Origin of the sequence: Reichenbachiella ulvae, from assembly GCF_025833875.1 — a bacterium.
Taxonomy (GTDB): domain Bacteria; phylum Bacteroidota; class Bacteroidia; order Cytophagales; family Cyclobacteriaceae; genus Reichenbachiella; species Reichenbachiella ulvae.
Genome location: NZ_JAOYOD010000001.1, coordinates 3,055,967 through 3,074,301, shown reverse-complemented (window position 1 = coordinate 3,074,301; position 18,335 = coordinate 3,055,967). Strand labels below are relative to the sequence as shown.

Annotated in this window: 9 protein-coding genes; all 9 read left to right on the top strand. The window is 43.0% G+C overall.

The features are described from left to right. Positions 1-80: 80 nt before the first annotated feature. The 9 genes from N7U62_RS12135 to N7U62_RS12095 all read left to right on the top strand — a co-directional run bounded on the left by N7U62_RS12135 (position 81) and on the right by N7U62_RS12095 (position 18,271). Entirely contained in the window at positions 81-2,456 is a 2,376-nt protein-coding gene (locus N7U62_RS12135) for a glycoside hydrolase family 3 C-terminal domain-containing protein (RefSeq protein ID WP_264138241.1), read from the top strand. 6 nt (positions 2,457-2,462) lie between these two features. Further along, on the top strand, positions 2,463-4,808 hold the full coding sequence (locus N7U62_RS12130) for a glycoside hydrolase family 3 N-terminal domain-containing protein (protein ID WP_264138240.1): 2,346 nt from the start codon (positions 2,463-2,465) through the stop codon (positions 4,806-4,808). An 8-nt stretch (positions 4,809-4,816) separates the two neighbouring features. Next, on the top strand, positions 4,817-6,262 hold the full coding sequence (locus tag N7U62_RS12125) for a hypothetical protein (RefSeq protein WP_264138239.1): 1,446 nt from the start codon (positions 4,817-4,819) through the stop codon (positions 6,260-6,262). Between the two features lie 72 nt (positions 6,263-6,334). Beyond that, positions 6,335-7,462 (top strand): glycoside hydrolase family 5 protein, encoded by a 1,128-nt coding sequence (locus tag N7U62_RS12120; protein WP_264138238.1) that lies wholly within the window; start codon positions 6,335-6,337, stop codon positions 7,460-7,462. A 179-nt stretch (positions 7,463-7,641) separates the two neighbouring features. Beyond that, entirely contained in the window at positions 7,642-9,834 is a 2,193-nt protein-coding gene (locus N7U62_RS12115; RefSeq protein ID WP_264138237.1) for a glycoside hydrolase family 3 N-terminal domain-containing protein, read from the top strand. Positions 9,835-9,938: 104 nt separating this feature from the next. Beyond that, positions 9,939-12,362 (top strand): T9SS type A sorting domain-containing protein, encoded by a 2,424-nt coding sequence (locus N7U62_RS12110; RefSeq protein WP_264138236.1) that lies wholly within the window; start codon positions 9,939-9,941, stop codon positions 12,360-12,362. A gap of 114 nt (positions 12,363-12,476) precedes the next feature. After that, a complete protein-coding gene (locus N7U62_RS12105; protein ID WP_264138235.1) occupies positions 12,477-13,892 on the top strand; it encodes a PQQ-dependent sugar dehydrogenase in 1,416 nt (471 codons plus the stop codon). A gap of 35 nt (positions 13,893-13,927) precedes the next feature. Then, entirely contained in the window at positions 13,928-15,733 is a 1,806-nt protein-coding gene (locus N7U62_RS12100; protein WP_264138234.1) for a glycoside hydrolase family 2 protein, read from the top strand. A 174-nt stretch (positions 15,734-15,907) separates the two neighbouring features. Next, positions 15,908-18,271: a carbohydrate-binding protein gene (locus N7U62_RS12095; protein WP_264138233.1), complete on the top strand. Its 2,364-nt coding sequence runs from the start codon at positions 15,908-15,910 to the stop codon at positions 18,269-18,271. Positions 18,272-18,335: the final 64 nt, after the last annotated feature.

The window sequence follows — 18,335 nt, the reverse complement described above, 5'->3', positions numbered from 1 at the left end:
TTACCAGTTGTCAACCAACTAGGGAAGAAACTTCAAATGCACTTGAATATCGCATTGATACTTTGATTCAAGCAATGGATATGCAAGAAAAAATCGAACAGCTCTACTATCTCACCGATGGAAATGAGCGTTTGAACATTCCACAATTTACCGGAAGTGATGGCCCGCATGGAATAGGGAATGGAGCCAAAGGCTACTCCTCTTTTCCTGTAACAATAGCCATGGCAGCTACATGGGATCCCAATCTCATCACTCGAGTAGGGAGAGCGATTTCTCTAGAGCAAGCAGCTAGAACTAAAGACCGCATAGCCGGACCTACTTTGGATTTGCTCATAGATCCACGCATAGGTCGAGCACCAGAAACCATTGGCGAAGATCCATTTTTAGGTGGACGAATCTCTGAGGCTTTTGTTAAAGGACAAAATACCACATCTGTTTTCGGATCAGTCAAACACTACAACCTAAATACCTACGAAATTAACCGCAGAACAAATAACTACCTAAGTGATAATAGAAGCTTGGTAGAATTCTGGGGATACCACTGGAAAAGAACCGTTCAGCAGGGCGGTGCCCTATCGATCATGTGTGCTTACAACTGGGTCAATGGAGATAAATGTGCCGAAAATAGTTACTTGATTAAAGACCTACTGAGAGATCAATGGGGTTTCAATTATTACACCATGTCTGATTGGGGTGGTTTCGCCTCGACTGGAAAAGCACTAGAGTCAGAACTGGATTTTTGTGAGGGAAATGATTTGTATATCAAAGAGTTGCCAGATGGAGTGCGAGAAGGTAAATATGACTCAACCTTGGTTGACCGTGCCACAAGAAATATTCTGAGAACAAAAATACTCTCTGGAATGATGGATGGTAAACCATCCATTCCCAAAACGGTGATCGATAGCAAAGAGCACAGGGCATTGGTCTATGAAAGCGGACTGAAGAGTTTGGTTTTGTTGAAAAACTCTGAAAACCTTTTACCTCTTAATCCTGAAGAATTAAAATCAGTAGCCGTGATAGGTCCCAATGCTGGGGTATTGCCTTTGGATGGTAACAGTAGCTCAAAGGTAGTACCGTCATATACGATTCCGGTTCAGGATGCAATGACCAAAGCTTTGGGGCAAGACAAAGTTGTGTACGAAAAAGGTTGTGCAATCAATGATGCCGATCGCTCTGGTTTTGGATCGGCAATAGAAGCGGCAAAGGAGTCTGAATATGTAATATTTGTGGGAGGCTTAGATAGCACGGTAGAGGGAGAAGGATACTTTCTAGATAAGGAAGCCGATGAGAAAGGAGGGGGAACAGTGACTCGTCCTGATCGACCATATGGGAGTGTCCTTTTGCCCGGTTTGCAAAATGAGTTGATTCAGGAAATTGCAAAGGTCAATTCTAATATAATATTAGTGGTGATCTCTGGGGGGACCTGCAGTGTCACTCCAGTGATTGATCGAGTGAAAGGCCTGCTTTATGCTTTTTATCCTGGACAGGAAGGAGGACGCGCAATCACGGATGTGATTCTGGGCCAATATAACCCATCTGGAAAGCTACCTGCTACCATCCCAAAGGATGACGCCCAGATCATACCTATATCACCGGATTTTAGAAATATGGTAACCAAAGGGGTGGGCTATCGATGGTTTGATTCACAGGGTTTGGAACCAGAGTTTGCTTTTGGTTCAGGTCTTAGTTACACCACTTTTGAGTATAGTAATATTTCTTTAGATCGTGACCAAGTCGACAAAGGCGAAAATATCCTAGTCACATTTGACATGAAAAACATTGGAGAGAGAGCAGGAGAGGAGGTAGCTCAACTTTACTTGTCAACAGGGACAATTAGTCCGTCGATAGAAATGCCAGTAAAGCAGCTGCGGGCTTTTGAAAAAGTAAGGTTAGAAGCTGGAGAAAGTAAAAACATAACGTTTACTCTTTCGCCCGAGGAGCTGTATATCTACGATGAAACCAAGGGTGCGTATGAAGTGCCAGTAGGTGAATACAAAGTACAAATCGGTGGGGCATCCGATCAACTGCCATTGAAAGCCAGCTTCCAAATAGTGGAAGCCGATGGCAAACCGGATTTATCCGTAGCTAACATCCGAACGATGCCCACCTTTCCAAAGCCCGGTGATGAGGTTGTTTTCATGGTTTCTTTAATCAATAATGGAACTGCCCCCACCCAAGTTGGGGATGCTCATCACATCCGATTTTACCTGGATGGGGATGAAATCGCCAACTACTTTTCCCAATCCATTTCTATTCCTGCAGGTGGTATGCATCTGGCTTGTGCCCAGGAACTCGATGGCATCAATTGGATTGCAAGAGAGGGAGATTTTGAAGTGACAGCCGAGATAGTAGTTGACAGAGTTGGAGAACTGAATACGGATAACAATCGTTGCGTGGGCCGATTGAGTCTACCAAATGGAAGAGTTGTACCTGAGCATTTAAGCCAATTGTTTTAATCAAATATGACCGACATAAAATACGATATTAAACCATTTTTAATTCTGATTTCAATAGGAATCTTGCTTGTATCATGTACTTCTGAAGGTCAGATAGTACCTACATATAAAAATGCGGAGGCATCTATAGAGGAAAGAGTGAGTGATTTGCTTAGTCGAATGACACTTGAGGATAAGTGCAGACAGATCGATATCTGGCATCCCAAAGATCGAAACACATCAGATTCAGTCACTTTTACTAAGATCAGAGAGGAAGATGGTGCCATTATTAAGGATGGAATTGGATTTCTACAGTTTGCTACTCAAGATCTAAGTCATGCTGAGTATGCTGCAAACTTCAATGCCATTCAAAAATTTTTGCTGGAGGAAACGAGGCTAGGAATCCCAGCCATTTCAAATGGGGAGGGGTGTCATGGCTTTGTGGGTTCTGAGGGAACGGTTTTTCCTGTGTCATTAAGTTTAGGTAGTAGCTGGGACGCGGAGATGATCGAGGAAATCTACACTGCAGTAGGAAAGGAAATGAGGGCTTATGGTATCACTCATGCTGCCACTCCAGTTTTGGATTTGTTGCGTGAACCGAGATATGGACGCTGCGACGAAATGTTTGGGGAGGACCCTTATCATGTTGCTGAACTTGGATTGTCGGCAATTTTAGGTCTACAGGGAAGAGAAGGGAAAATAGATGGTAATCACCTGATTGCATGTGCTAAGCATTTTGGTGCTCACGGTCAGCCGGAGGGTGGGACTAACCTTTCGCCAGTCAATCTTTCGGAAAGAGTACTACGCGAAAGCCATTTTTATCCTTTCGAAATTGCTGTGAAAAAAGGAAACATACGAACCGTAATGGCTTCTTACAACGAGATAGATGGTGTGCCCAGCCATGCCAATGAATGGTTGCTCAAAGATGTGCTTAGGGGTGAGTGGGGGTTTGATGGTTATGTGATCTCAGACTATGATGCAGTGCGCCGAATGGTATACAGGCAGCATGTAGCACACGACAAATCCGAAGCAGGAATGCTTGCCATCAATGCAGGTATGGATTTCGAATGTCCAAACAGCCGTGAAAATTATTGTTTTGAATTTTTACCTGAATTGATCCAGTCAGGTCAGGTCAAAGAAAGTGCCCTGGATTCTGCTGTAGCCAGAGTTCTTAGAAATAAGTTCGTCATGGGGCTCTTTGAGCATCCCTATGTTGAGGCCTTAGATTCTGTAGAGTTGAATCAAATGAAAAAGGTTCATGCCCAGCTGGCTTTGAAGGCTGCAGAACGAAGCATGGTTTTACTTAAAAACGATGAGCAAACACTTCCTTTTGATCCAAATCAAATAAATAGGCTGGCGGTGATAGGCCCTAATGCTGATGAGGTCCATTACGGTACATACTCCAATGACTCTACTGAAGGGGTCAGTATCCTGGAGGGGTTAAAAGCTTATGCCGATGGTCGTTTTGATGTTCAATATAGCGAAGGTTTTAAAATATACGAGAATGACACCCTACTGGCTGAAGAGGAAAAGACATTGGAAGCTGAGGATGCAAGAATAAGAGAAGCTGTAGCATTGGCAAAAAGCAGTGATGCAGTACTGCTCGTCATGGGGGGCAATGAGATGACCAGTAGAGAAGGCTGGGCAGAGAATCGAACAGGTGACAGAGTAGATTTAACCTTACTAGGACGACAAAACGATTTGGCTCAGGCCATTTTCGAATTGAAAAAACAAACTGCAGTATTATTGATCAATGGGCGGCCACTTGCAGTGACAGAATTGGCTGAAAGTGCTCCTGCAATCATTGAAGGATGGTATCTCGGCCAGCAGCAGGGTGTTGCGGTAGCGAATGTGGTTTTTGGAGAAGTCAACCCATCAGGAAAGTTACCAGTTACCATACCTCGATCGGTAGGGCAATTGCCTGTTTATTATAACCACAAGCCGATAGTACATGAGCGTAGTTTTGTAGAGGGTCCTTATTCGCCCCTTTTTCCATTTGGTTTCGGACTAAGTTATACCCAGTTCGAGTACAGTAGCCTGGAGTTGGATCAGAAAGAAATTAACCCCGATGGAGGTACAGTGGTTTCTGTTGTTGTTACCAATACGGGGCATACAGTAGGGGAGGAAATAGTGCAAATGTATATCAGAGATCAAGTCAGTTCGGTAACGCGACCTGTGAAAGAACTCAAGGGGTTTAAACGTGTGAATTTGAAACCTGGAGAAAGCAAAAAAATAAGTTTTGAGATCAATTCGGAGACCTTAGAGTTCTATGGTTTGGATATGCAGCGAGTTGTCGAGCCCGGAGATTTTGATGTGATGGTGGGCAGAAATTCTCAGGATTTTTTAGTAAAAACGTTAAGTGTAAAAAAGTAATTATTTAAATGAAAGAGGCTTTAAAGTTTAAGTGGGTTTTGATTCTGTCCGCCATGGTGATGGTCTTTTCTTGTCAGAAGAACCAAGAGGAAAAAACTAGCGAATCACCCGAGTACCTTCAGGTACAGGCAAGAAAAAATGCGAGAGATACGGTTTGGAAAAGCTATACCGCCAAAACACTTGATCGCTTGCCTGATTTCGACTACTCAAAAGATCCTGAATTGAGCACTTTTGGTGGTTGGAAGGTCAATCCATCTGAAGCAACTGGTTTTTTTAGAGTGGAGAAGAAAGGCGATCGGTGGTGGATCATAGATCCTGCTGGCTATCCTTTCATCCATAAAGGTGTGGCGGTTTTTCGTCCAGGGAAATCTGAGAATCAAAAGGCAGCACAAGCGGAAAAATATGGCTCAAATGAAAATTGGATCGAAAAGGAGACCGCATTCCTAAGAGACTATGGTTTCAACGGAACCGGTGCCTGGTCAAATGTCGATTTGATTCGCAACAGTAAGAAGCCCCTGGTATATACGGTGATCGTAAATCCCATGGGCTCTTACAAACATGAGCATATCAAGAAATTTGGAGGAAAATATGAAATGGCAGGATGGCAAGGCTATCGCTACGATTTGGCCATGGTTTTCGATCCGGAGTTCGACAAGCATGTCGAGTCGACTATAAGTGTCATTGCAAAGTATGCAGAGGACAAAAACTTATTGGGGTACTTTACTGACAATGAATTGCCGTGGAAAAATGATGCGCTGGATCGACATATTCAATATCTCGGAAAAGAGGAGGCGGGCTATGTCGCTGCAAAAAATTGGTTAGATGAAAGAAAAGGAAAGGATGCCACGTTGGAGGACATCACTGAAGAGGACCGTGAGGCCTTCAATGCCTTCTATTTCGAGACTTACATCAAGAAGGTATCTGCTGCGGTACGTAAGTATGATCCTAATCACATGTATCTAGGGTGTAGATTTAATCAGGAAAAAGAGGAGTTACAGAGTAAGGCCATTTTTGAGGTGGCGGGTAAATACATGGATGTTGTATCTATCAATCATTATCGCAAATGGGAACCCGTACAGGAGATTATGGACAATTGGGGTAACTGGGCGGGTAAGCCTTTCATCATTACCGAATGGTATACCAAGGGTGAAGATTCCGGCTTACCCAATAATACCGGGGCGGGTTGGAATGTGCCTACCCAAGAGGATAGAGGTTTATTCTATCAGAATTTTACCATTGAACTGCTCAAAAGTAAGGTTTGTGTAGGCTGGCATTGGTTCACCTATCAAGATAATGATCCAAATGATTTGAACACCGATTACTCAAATAGAGATTCAAACAAAGGAATCGTCAATAGTGATTTTGTGCGCTATGAGCCGCTATTGAAAAATGCAAAAATGGTTAATGATCATACCTATGAATTGATTCGATACCTAGATAAAACCGAAGATTAATAAACTGAAATTTCTATAAAGATTGAACATATGAAAAGGTCAGATAAAAATATATTGAAGAGTTACTCACTAATGATTCTATCAAGTATATTATTGGTAGCATTTATGTTGTTTTCATGTTCCAATGATGATGGTTTGGATCCGATACCTGATCCAGAACCTGATCCAGAAGTACCGGTCGAGGGTTCGGCTTTTGAGGTGATTAAAGCAATGTCTGCAGGATTTAACCTTGGCAATACGTTTGATAATGGAATCAACTCAACTGTTTTTTCTAATATCAAGCCAATAATTGATATTTATCACGGTCAAGGTATGAAACATGTAAGAATTCCTGTCACATGGATGGATCGTTTTAATGGGGATCATATCGCCGATGAGCAAGGGAATATTAATGCCAATCATCCCAGGTTTCAAGAACTAGTAAAGGTGATCGATTATGCTTTAGAATTAAATATGTATGTAGTGATTAACACTCATCACGAGCATTGGTTGAAAGACCACTATGATGGAACTGAGGAATTTGATACGCGATTTGCGAATTTGTGGACTGAAATAGCAACTTATTTTAAAGATTACCCGAGTGAATTGATCTTCGAAGTACTGAATGAGCCAGAAGGGAAATTAGGGGAATGGAGTAGTAATGGAGAGTGGCCATCACCCGGCAGTAGTTTAGCTGTAGCCTATACTAGAATGGTCAATGAATTAGGTTATGAGGCAATCCGTGCAACTGGGGGTAACAATACTACTCGAGTGGTTATGGTTTCTACCAATGGTCAGGGGAATGATCAAAATATAGAGGAAATTTTTCCGAGTATAAATCATGTGCCTGGAGATGGTCAAGATGCTTTCGTCGCGATTCAGGTGCATAGCTATAATCCTTGGGCTTTTTGTGGTCATACGGGTAGTAATACTGCTTTTCCAGGAACAGAGGCAATTGAGGAAGCTATTGCCAAAGTAGCTGCACATTCAGATTTATTAGGTGTTCCAATTAACTATGGAGAATTTGGAGTAGGACGAGAACAGAATGTGGCAGAAAGAAATACCGACTTGGTTCGTGGCTATTACAAAACTTTTGCCAACGCCACCCTTGGTGCTGATATGTCTTATTCAGTCTGGGATGATCGAGGCTGGTTTGGTTTGGTCAATAGTTCTGGCAGCAGTTTTATCAATGATATTGTGCCAACTATGTTGAAAGAATAGACAATATGGACGGCAAGAGGGACAACATCTATAGGCAAATAATGGCCTGATGATTTAAGAGGACTGGAGGAATTGCATGTCGAAGAGAATGAATGCCATGAATACTTTCTCTAGTCTATCACCTGCGATGGAACTCAAAAGAAGCAGGATAAAAAAATGAAGAATTGATATACAAAGAGATGAAAAATATACTAGGGATAGTCTTGATGATGATAGGATGGTGTGGGGTTGCACAGGAAATGAGCCCATTGTATAAGGATAAAAATGCCGGGATAGAGGAGCGCATTGAAGATTTGATTCCACGAATGACACTGGAAGAAAAAATTCTTCAGATGAACCAATGGACATATGGAAAAAATGCCAACCCTAACAATATCGAAGCATCCATGAAGAAAGTGAGACCTGAAATTGGCTCATTGATTTACCGTAGTACTAATCCCAAGTATCGAAATCAGATTCAGGCTAAAGCCATGAATGAATCACGCTTGGGTATCCCAATTATTTTTGGTTTTGATGCCATTCATGGATACAAAACGGTGTTTCCCATACCTCTGGCTCAAGCCTGCAGTTGGGATACTGCATTAGTCAGACAGTCATGTGCTATATCTGCCAGAGAATGCTGGTTGTCTGGTGTAGACTGGACCTTTTCACCAATGGTAGATGTGGCACGCGACGCACGATGGGGCAGAGTTGCAGAAGGCTATGGAGAAGATCCATATACCAATGCGGCCTTTGCAGTCGCTGCAGTTCAGGGCTATCAAGGAGATAACTTGGCAGGCAAGTACACCATTGCAGCCTGTCTCAAGCATTATATCGGTTATAGTTTATCCGAAGGAGGCAGAGACTACCACTATAGTGATGTTTCTGATCAGACACTTTGGGAAACTTTCATGCCTCCCTATGAGGCAGGTGTCAAGGCAGGAGCCGTGACACTTATGAGTGCTTTCAATGATATTAGTGGGGTGCCTGCTTCGGCCAATTATTATACGCTGACTCAGGTGCTAAAGGAGCAATGGGGACATACAGGTTTCGTGGTTTCCGATTGGGGCTCAATTGAAAATTTGATTCCTCAAGGTGTGGCTGCAGATCGTAAAGAAGCAGCTCAAAAGGCATTTCTATCCGGTGTAGAAATGGACATGGTAGATGATGTCTATGTTGAGAATCTACCAAAGTTGGTAGAGGAAGGTAAGGTGCCTATGTCAGCTATCGATGAGGCTGTGAGAAGAATTTTGAGAGTAAAAATGCAGTTGGGGTTGTTTGATCAACCTTATGTGGATGACATTCCTGACGAACAGCGATACTTATTACCCAGTGATCTGGAACTAGCTGAAAAAATAGCCACTGAGTCAATGGTTTTGTTGAAGAATGAGAATCAGACCTTGCCTCTAAATCCAAAGTGGAAAAAGCTGGCGGTGATAGGACCAATGGTAAAAGACTCTGTGAATCTTATGGGGTCATGGGAAGGCATGGGAGAAGCACAGCACGTAAGGACTATCTATGATGGTTTGTTAAATGAATTTTCCGCAAAGGCCAAGCTACTGTATTCCAAAGGTTGTGATTTTGAAGGGAATGATACTTCGGGATTTAAGGAGGCATTGGTCAATGCAAAAAGTGCCGATGCTGTGTTACTATTTCTGGGTGAAAAGAAAAAATGGAGTGGTGAGAATGGTACTCGTTCTACACTGGCTTTACCTTCTATACAGGAGGAACTGCTCAAAACCTTAAAGTCCAGTGGCAAGCCTATTATCTTGGTTTTGTCTAGTGGTAGGCCGATCGAAATGATCAGAATGGAACCCTTAGCTGATGCTATTTTGGAGATATGGCAGCCCGGTACAATGGGCGGACCTGCAGTGGCAGGCATCTTATCAGGACGATCTAACCCATCTGGCAAGCTGTCGATTACTTTTCCTCGTACGACTGGTCAAATACCGATGTATTATAACATGCGTAGACCTGCCCGCTATATGGGCTATTATCAGGATATTGACAAAGAACCTATGTATTGGTTAGGACATGGCCTGAGTTATACCCAATTCTCCCATGGTTCAATTCAGCTTTCCTCTTCTAAGATTTCTAAATCAGAAAAAATCATCGCGAGAATAAAGGTGACCAATACTGGCGATGGAGATGGTAAAGAAACGCTGCTCTGGTATGTATCTGATCCGGTTGCAACCATCTCGCGTCCAATCAAAGAAATCAAGTATTTCCAAAAAAAACTGATAGCCAAAGGGGAAAGTGAAATTTATGAATTTGAAATCGATCCGATGAGGGATCTGAGTTACTTCGACAAAACTGGTGAAAGACATTTAGAACCTGGAGAGTTTATCCTTAGAGTGGGAGATCAGAAAGTGACATTTGAACTAACCGATTGATGATGTAGAGTAAGCATGAAAGACTAATGAAAGACTTCCTCTTCATTCATTGATATCAAGCAAAGAGCATGATTATGTAAACTTTTAACAAAACAATGAATGTAATGAAACAAAGACTAAAACTATGTTTAATACTGATGCTGATGTTTGCTTCGCTCCTGAGTAGGGGCCAGTCGACGGAGCTTTTTTTCGGAATGAATTATTGGGAATATGCGGACTGGGGGTCCGGTGTTACCGATGCATTTCAGGATAACATGGCTGAAACTTCGACATGGGGCTTTAGCTTCATAAGAGTAGGAGGCAATCATTCGAACGCAGAAGGGCATGCACAGGTCAAAGAATGGTATGACCAACCAATCCAGAACATACTATCAATGGGAGCCGAGCCACTGGTGCAGTTTCCTATTAATTTGGATCCTGCTCAGGTGAGTGTTTGGATGGACTATTTCAATGTCACTCGGGGATACAATATCAAGTACTGGGCTATCGGGAACGAACCTGATCCTTCAGGTGATGGTTCCAGTCCAGAGGTTTTCACTAGATGGGATCAAGATCAATTGGACAATGAGCTGGGGAATACCTACACACAGTTCAGAGGGAAATTCAGAACCTTGGCTACAGAGATTAAAAAGAAAGATCCGAACAGTGTGATTTGTGGACCTGATTTTAGACACTGGTGGGGCATTGACACAGGTAGTCCATACAATGCTTTTGATAATTGGTACAAGGACTTTCTCTATGGAGATGGTGATTGGGCAGTAGGTACCGATGATTACAATGGTGATCAGTTGGTGGACATATTCGCCTTTCACTGGTATGGCAATGATGGTGAAGATAAGATGATTCAACGCTATGAGTTGATGATGGATTTGATCGATGAAACCAATGCCAGACGTCCAGCTAATCAACCATTGAAAATAGCGGTTGGTGAGTATAATCAAAGCTTTAGTAATGCACTGTCATTTGAAGCAGGACAGCATATGGCAATTATGGCTAAGCAGTCCCTGGCTCATGGTGCAGTTTATTTCACTCCATGGTCAATCTCGGAGGGAGCTAACTGGAGAATGATAAATAAGTCCACAGGGGAAATCTATTCCACCGGTCATCATTGGAAGATGCTTTGTCAGAATCAGAAGGGTAGTTACATGGAAGGCCAGATTCAGGACAACAAGGGTTATGATATCATGGAATTTGGTATGAAGGATGCTACTGGCTACACCATCATGCTGATGAACAAGTCAGATATTGATTACAGCATAGCTGTGAACTTTTCAGAGAGTCCAAATACTTACAATCCTAATGCCGCGGATTTGAAGTTTAGGTTTGATGCTAATGAACCCAATGCCGCTTTTTCAGGGGTGACATTGCATGCGAATTCTACAATACTCTATACTTACAATAACAATGGCGAACGCCTGAAGAAGTTGGAGTATCGCATGGGATATACTGAACCTACAGTATATAATTTTCCAAATGTTGATCCAACAACAGGATTTGATCTCAGTTTTGAAACACCCAATGAGGGTACCACTTACGATGAAGCGGCAGATGTGCCGGTGACTGTATTGATTGATCCTGCGCCGGCTGATTTAAGTACAGAGTACAGTGTAGCACTTTACTTACAAAAGGACAATGATCCGGAGTTTCTTGTTCGTCAGGAAAATATGGCTCCCTACGATTGGGCCAATGATCTGGTAGGGTTGACAGCAGGACAATATACGCTACGGGCTTTAGCGACACTTAATAGCACTCAAGAGACGAAGGAGGCTTATTTGAACTTTGTGGTCAATGCACCAGTACCCCAAGGGGATCCCTTGACGGAAAATTATTTTCACTTTATCAATCAAAGAACAGGTGATTATATGCGTCCTGTTGGAGGGGCTGCGGATGCAGATGTGGTAATGTATCAGGAAGTATCTGAACCTACTTATAGTTCTTATGAGTGGCAGATAGAAGTGTCCCCGTTGGATGCAACTAACTACTTCATTACGAACAAGTGGACCAATCAAGCCATCTTGCCTGGATCTGCGGCTGTGACCGCCAATACCCCGATAGAGCAGATGGACGCTTCTCTGAACTGGAATGCAATGCAGTGGAGAATAATTCCATCAAATGAGGCAGGGTATTACTGGATTCAGAATGTGAAATCTGGTTTGTATATCCGTCCTCAGGGTGGACAGTATAGCAATAACCAGGGGGCGATTCCTGTTGTTCAGGATGTCTTGAATGAAACTTATTCATCTTTTAGATGGACGCTGAATGCCAAAGAGGCTATACCAGCTGCAAGATTTGCACATACTGAATCTATTGAACAGAAAGGCGGATTGGATACTAAGATTATTCTATATCCCAACCCAGCTTCTGATAGGATCAACCTTTCGCAATCCTCTGAGTGGAATCTCCTGGACGTAATGGGTAGAAATATCATGACAGGACAGGGAAAGACGATAGAAACAAATGTGTTGAAAAGTGGTCTGTATTGGGTCAAAGTCAAAGATCAGACAATAAGAGTGGTAATAAGCAAGTAGCACAGGTGTTGCCTCACCCGTTAGGGTGGGGCATACTTTGACAGATGTGAAGGAGTGAAGAAAGAGAAAAGAATGGAAATGATGAGAAAAAAATGGCACTTGCTGTTATGCATAATGCTGACATTAGGATTGATCCGGTGTGGTCAGAAACCTCAGGAATCTGCAATTGAACAAGTAACCATTAATCCCGAGCTGGACAGTGCAACGATACGTTCACAAAAACTTTATGAGACTTATTGTACCGGATGTCATGGAGAGCAAATGATGGCATTTGCCGATCGTACCTGGAAGCATGGAAATACAAAAGACAGTCTGATTCTTTCCATTACCAATGGATATGCAGAAGCCGGGATGCCCAAATGGGGTGAAGTGTTTTCTGACGAACAAATAACAGAGCTAGCTGACTACATACGAACAGGTATTGAGCATGTAGAGAAATATGGCTTTGATGAAGTGATGCTTAGCTCAGATACCTTTCAAACTGAGCAATTCTCTTTTAGCCTAGATACCATCGTGTCTGGTATGACCAATCCCTGGGGTATGACCTTTTTACCTTCAGGTGAATTCTTAATCACCGAAAAATCAGGCACGCTGTTTTTGGTAGATGGAGAGGGAAATCGAGAAGTGGTGAAAGGGACACCGGATGTTAGACATGATGTACAAGGTGGATTGCTGGATATCATATTACACCCAGATTTTAAGGATAACCAATGGTTGTACATTAGTTATTCGGACTATATCATCGAAGAGGGTGATACCCTGTCTGGCACTGCCATTGATCGTTTTACCTATCAGGATGGACATCTTACCAATCCTCTTGAGATATTCAGAGGTAGACCTTACACCTCTGCTAAATGGCACTATGGTTCTCGTATGGCTTTCGATGAGAAAGGGTATCTCTTTTTTACTGCGAGCGATCGTGCTCATCAATCGGCTAATCCTCAGGACCTAAGTAACCCAAAGGGGAAGATCCACAGAATGTATGATGATGGGGGGATTCCTGAAGATAACCCATTCTTTGGAAAGAAGGATACGATAGCTTCTATCTATACCTATGGTCATCGTAATGCTCAGGGTCTGGCTTTCAATTCCGTTACCAATGAAATATGGTCACACGAACATGGACCTAGAGGAGGTGACGAGCTGAATTTGGTTAAAAAGGGAGTGAACTATGGCTGGCCAGTTATTTCCTATGGGATCAATTATGATGGAACGACCTTCACCGACAAACTGGAGCAGGAAGGCATGGAGCAGCCCATTCATTACTGGGTTCCCTCCATTGCACCTTGCGGTATGACCTTCGTCGAATCGGATCTTTATCCAGGTTGGAAGGGTGATATTCTGATTGGTTCTTTAAGATTCAACTATCTCAATCGCTGCATTATGGATGGGCAGAAAGTGGTAGGTGAAGAGACCCTCATGAAAAATATAGGCCGACTTAGAAATGTAAAACAGGGACCAGATGGCTACATCTATGTGGCAGTAGAAGATCCCGGTTATGTGTTTAGGTTGGTGCCTATTAAGGAATAAGAGAAATGAAACTGTTGAATATAAATTTTAGAATAATGAGTTACTTGAAAATTACACTAGCGATCCTCTTGTTAGGAGTCAGTGCGACACTGTCAGCACAAGAGGTAAAGAATGCAGATTTACTGCAAAACATTGAATCAAGAGATAAAATAAGTCTCAATGGGACATGGGAAATTATCATTGATCCTTTGGAAAATGGTTACTACAGCCACAGGTACCAACCCAGAAGAAATGGTTATTTCAAGGATGATCAAATGAAGTCTCCATCTGATTTAGTGGAGTATAATTTTGATACAGACCTGCAGCTATTGGTGCCCGGAGATTGGAATACTCAGCTCGAAAAACTGTATTATTATGAAGGCACAGTTTGGTACAAAAAGGACTTTAGTTATGAGGGGGGGGCAAACGAACTGGCTTACCTGTACTTTGAAGCAGTTAACTATGAGGCGACCGTATATGTCAATGGGGAGAAAGTAGGCTCTCACATTGGAGGTTATACCCCTTTCCAGTTTGAGGTTTCCAGTCTTTTGAAAAAAGGAGACAACTTCGTAGTAGTCAAAGTAGATAACAAAAGAAAAAGAGAGGCCATCCCTACCATCAATACGGATTGGTGGAACTACGGCGGTATCACTCGTTCAGTTCATCTGATCACTACGCCTAAACAGCATATTGCTGATTATTCTGTACAGTTGGAGAAAGGTAGTACCACTAACATCAAAGGATGGGTCGAAGTGAAGAATGCCAAAGATGGAGAGTCGGTGACTGTTTCTATCCCAGGGTTAAAGAAGTCGGTTACGGCAAAAACCTCTGGCGGTAAGGCTAGCTTTTCCATTAAAGCCAAGCCAAAATTGTGGAGTCCAAAAAATCCTAAGCTGTATGAGGTGAAGTTAAGTACTGCGAGTGATGAGATTTCTGATCTAATCGGTTTTAGAACGATAGAAACCAGCGGCTCTAAAATATTATTGAATGGAGAGACTATATTCATGAAAGGCATCAGCATTCATGAAGAAGCCCCTTTCAAGACAGGTCGGGTGACTTCCCCTGAAGAATGCAGAATTCTTCTAGGTTGGGCAAAGGAGCTGGGCTGTAACTTTATACGTTTGGCACACTATCCACATAGCGAGACAATGGTGCGTGAAGCAGAGAAAATGGGTTTCTTGGTTTGGTCTGAGATCCCAGTATACTGGACCGTACTTTTCGACAATGAACCTACCTACGCCAATGCTCAAAACCAACTGACCGAGATGATCAGCAGAGACAAGAATCGAGCGGCGGTAGTGCTTTGGTCTGTAGCCAACGAAACGCCAGAAGGGGAGCCAAGATTACATTTCTTGAGCAATCTTGCCAAGCATGCAAGGGCTTTGGACAATACTCGGTTGATCACAGCTGCACTCGATACGCAAGGGTTTAGAGATGGTAGTAAATTCATCGAGGACCCTCTGGGAGAAGTAGTAGATGTAATTGGAATTAACAATTACTGTGGGTGGTATTCAGTAGATCCAGCTGACTGTGGTATGATCAAATGGGCCACAGACTACAACAAGCCTATGATCATGAGTGAAGTAGGGGGCGGTGCGCTTTATGGTATGCACGGTGACAAGACCGAAAGATGGACAGAAGAGTATCAAGCTGATGTTTATAAAAACAATATCGAAATGATGCGCAACATTGATTTTCTAGCGGGCGCTTCACCATGGATTTTGATGGATTTCCGTTCAGCAAGAAGACACCTCAGAAGGATACAGGGAGACTTCAATCGCAAAGGATTAATCTCTGAGCAAGGCATGAGAAAGCAGGCTTTCTTCATACTACAGGATTATTATCTCAACGAAAACAAATAATTCAACAGTTGTCATTGGTTTGGCAAAAGCATCACTGGTCGGAATGATGGGTCGGTGATGCTACTGTTGAACGTGTGAGTTTAGTAGCGCATTGCGACTTGATTCAGGCAACATATACCATATAATTCAAGTGGAAATTGAACGGTCAAACCAAGCAACTTAAACATGAAAATTATGAAGAAGATTTTACAATTGATGAAGGTTAAACTCCAAAGGACTGCCTTGGCTATTGCTTTCTTATGGGGGATGGGAGTGATGGAGGCCCAGCCGATCAGTCCGATGCTGGTAGGTAACAATGCCTGGTATACCAATCCTACAGATGAGGTGTGGGCACTAACAGGCGAATGTGGTGTCAAAACCATTCGTATAGGAGGCAATGGTTTCAATGATAATATGCCATCCAATGCAACTTTACTCTCCTGGATCAAAAAAATCAGAGCCATTGGAGCAGAGCCAATCGTGCAGGTATCACAACACCAATCAGCTGCCGTGGCTGCCGGAGTAGTAAAATACCTTAATGTGGACATGAGTGCAGAAATCGCGCCCATTAAGTATTGGAATATCGGTAATGAGCCCTGGTTGGAGGCCAATCGACCTAACACCTCGGAGGTAGCTCCATTGGTTGAGGCTTACTTTAAGCCCATTGCAGAAGCGATGAAGGAAGTGGATCCGACTATAAAAATATACGGGCCTGATTTTGCCTATTACATCGAGGACGCCATCAACGATCTATTTGGTGGAGCCAATGATATAGCGGGTAAGATTCCCGGAAAGGATTACTACTACTGCGATGGGATCTCATGGCACAGATACCCTCAGGATGAAAATATCAATCTGGCCTATGAAGGGATTGAAGATTTCAAAACCTCGATTGTGAAGTGCAAGGCAAAAGTGGATGCCATCAATGCCTCTTACAATCGTACGGGAGATGATGCCCTTCAGTGGGGTATCGGAGAGTACAATGCCAAAGGCGGCCCACAAGTACATACCTGGGAGAATGGTCAAATGTTTGGCGGAGTATTGGGATTGTGTATGAAATACGAGGCTACCTATGCAGCTACCTGGAGTATGTTCGAGAATGGGGGGAGCCGCACGGGTACTGATTTTAGTTTTATTGATGGAGCTAATATGACCCCACGATCTTCTTATCGCCATATGGAGTTTGTGGCTAAGTATTTTACAGGCAATTATCTGGAAGGAACCACAAGTCATGACGATATCATCGTCTATGGAGCCCAAGAGGGCAGCCGCACCTCTGTTATGATCATGAATCGCGAATCAGGCGCCCCTCTTAAGTATACACTTCACCTCAATGCTGACGCAATTGCAGGAGAACATGTTGTACTCACCGTAGATGGGGCGTTGGACAAAAGTTATTCAGATATCATTGGAGAGAAAACGACTCATGTGATTGTATTTGATGGCGAGACAATTACCAAATACAATTATTCTTCCGATCATTTTGAGAAGGAGCAGGCGCCGGTGATGACAGAGTTAGGTTCTGTGACCGAACTGCCAATGGCGCCATCAGGTATAGAGCAGATCGGGGCAGAATTTGACAGAGTAGAGATTGGTTGGGTGGACAATGCTGACAATGAATCTGGTTTTATCATTGAGAGAAAAATCGGAGAAACCTTTGAAGTTGTGGGTTTGGTAGATGCAGATGTGAACAGTTTTGTCGAAACCGGATTGACGGCAGAAACCAGCTATACTTTTCGTTTGCTCTCCTACAATAGTCTAGGAGAATCGGACTATACCGAAGCACTGGTAGCAACTACCAGTGCTGTACCCGCTCAGGTAGCCTACAATGGCCCACATGCCATACCAGGTAGGATTCAGGCGGAGGATTATAATGACAATCCTCAGGGGCTTGGTTATAATGATGCGGAATCAGAAAATCAGGGTGGTGCCTATAGGACCTCTGAGGGAGTAGATATTGAAGCTTGCACAGACGAAGGTGCGGGCTTTAATATTGGCTATGTGACTGAGGGTGAATGGCTGAATTACTTGATTGCAGATGTAGCGCCGGGTACTTATGATATCGCCTTTCGACTGGCCAGTAACTCCACCAGTACAGACACTAAGAAAATCACCGTTCGCCTCAATGAGCAACTTCTGGGTACAGTGACCCCAGCGGTGACAGGTGGCTGGCAGGAGTGGGAGACCAAATACATCGAAGGAGTCAATATTGTTGGAGGAAGTAACCAGCTATTGGAATTGAGCTTTTCGGGATCTGGTTTCAATATCAACTGGTTTGAGTTTCAGGAAAAAAGTGTAGTAACAGGAGCGATTGATCCAGGTCTATCGAATCTGATCTACTACGATGCAGGGCACAAGCTTTTGAAGTTAGAACTGAACGAACAAAGTGATCGAGCCAGAATATCTGTTCATGATTTATCAGGGCGTATCCATTTTAAGAACAGTTATAGGGATTTGCAATCCACCCAGATACATCTGGGGAATTTGCCAGAGGGGCTTTATATAGTAAAGCTCAAAGAAATGAATCAAACCACCCAACAGAAAATATGGGTGTATTAAGCATCTGTCCTTAGTTTATGACTTGTGCCAGAGGAAAATATTTTTTGATGAATACAAATAACAG